Annotated in this window: 2 protein-coding genes and 1 pseudogene; all 3 read right to left on the bottom strand. The window is 48.1% G+C overall.

Going from position 1 to position 1,662, the window contains the following annotated elements; translation table 11 throughout:
- Nucleotides 1-219, bottom strand: a pseudogene (locus WBV27_RS05295) (DMT family transporter); the annotation flags it as partial.
- Nucleotides 220-398: 179 nt separating this feature from the next.
- Nucleotides 399-527, bottom strand: coding sequence for a hypothetical protein (locus WBV27_RS05290; protein ID WP_424200081.1), 129 nt, complete (start codon nucleotides 525-527; stop codon nucleotides 399-401).
- A gap of 58 nt (nucleotides 528-585) precedes the next feature.
- Nucleotides 586-1,662 (bottom strand): MalY/PatB family protein (locus WBV27_RS05285; protein WP_424200079.1); only part of this gene is annotated, 1,077 nt, incomplete at its 5' end.

The raw sequence follows: 1,662 nt of genomic DNA, 5'->3' as shown, positions 1-1,662 counted from the left end.
AGCAAAACCCGACAGCAACAGGAACTTGGCATTTTTCCTGACCAACGCCAAAGGAATCCTTTCCTTGCGCACCAACAAGGTTCCCCAGAGGAACAAACTCCCCAAAGCGCCCCTGAAGAAGGCAACTTGATTGGAAGCCAAGTCAATATTCTTAACGAAGATGCTGATCGTCCCGAATATCAGCATCGACAGCATCACTTTCCCTTTTCCTTTCGACACAACCCCACACCTTCCCTTGATTGATGAAAATAGTACACCCATCATATCACAGAGTTGACCGGCCGGGACAGGTCTGGCGCAAAAAAATACGGAACGCGCAGCCATCTGCGTTCCGTATTTTTTGGATGAATCATATGCCACTAAGCCATTACTTCATACGTTTCTTATGCTTATTTGAACTAATCGATGGACGCAGTGATGATGGAAGCTTCCCTGATTTCTTCTACTTTTTTTGGTTTCTTTGCCTTTTCAGGTTTCTTTCCTGCGATATAACGGACAACGGATTCCCATCTGATAAAATTTTTCATGGTATTGCTCCCTCCTTCATTATGAAACGCACATCTTGCTGGTTTGCTGGTTTACTGATTACTGTTGCATTCGGTACAATGCTTGCCCGAGACGATTAAGCGTATCTTCAATCACTTTGGTCGGCGCCGCCAAATTGATGCGTTCGTAGCCTTCGCCTTCTTCTCCGAAAATATAGCCTTCATCGGTGAAGAACTGCGCTTCCTCGCGCATGAACTTTTCCAGTTCTTCCGCCGAAAATCCTAATGCTTTGAAGTTCACCCATTGCAGGTAAGTCCCCTCGACCAATGGCGCGGTTATTTTCGGAAAGTTTGCGGCGAAGAAATCGCGCACCAGATGCTGGTTCCTGTCGATGACCGGAATCAGATGGTCGAGCCACTGTTCCGCTTCATTATAAGCGATCCGGCATCCTTCCAACCCCAGCGTCCCGACCATACCGCAAGCGACACTTGCGAGCGCATTGGACATTCGCTTGCGCAAAGTTTCATTTTGGATGATGATGTTGGAAGTGCACAACCCAGCCAGGTTGAATGTTTTGGATGGTGCAGTGCAGGTGATTGTCTTTTCCGCCACCGCATGGGAAAGCGTCTGGAAAACCTTATGTTCATATCCTGGCATAATCAAGTCGTTATGGATTTCATCCGCAACAATGATCATGTCATAACGAAGCACGATATCCGCTAAACGGGCCAGCTCCTCTTCCGTCCAAACCCTTCCGACCGGATTATGCGGGCTGCAGAAAATGATCAGCTTGTTCTCCTTCTTGCGGCAGAGATGTTCAAGCCCTTTAAAATCGATTGTGTAATCGTCCGAGCGATTCAAAAGCGGATTCCTGATGACTTTCCGTCCGGCGTTTTCGATTGCTCCAAAGAATGGATAATAGACCGGCGTCATGATGATGACACCCTCACCAGGCTGGGTATAAGCCCTGACCGCTGCATAAAAGGCAGAAACGACACCAGGACTGGTCAGGATCCATTCCTTCTCCACCTCAAAATTGTGCCGGCGCCGTTGCCAATCGATGACTGCTTGGTAGTAGCCTTCGGTGGGTATACTGTAGCCCAATATATTGTCTTCCAAATATTCCTGCAACCCTTTGGTGATTTCCGGCGCAGTCCTGAATTCCATGTCCGCCAC

Source organism: Trichococcus sp., assembly GCF_049589555.1.
GTDB lineage: Bacteria > Bacillota > Bacilli > Lactobacillales > Aerococcaceae > Trichococcus.
This window is presented reverse-complemented; position numbering and strand designations above follow the sequence as displayed.

What these genes read in the sequence shown, in the direction of transcription:
- WBV27_RS05290 (WP_424200081.1), bottom strand. Translation starts at nt 527, where the DNA reads ATGAAAAATTTTATCAGATGGGAATCCGTTGTCCGTTATATCGCAGGA.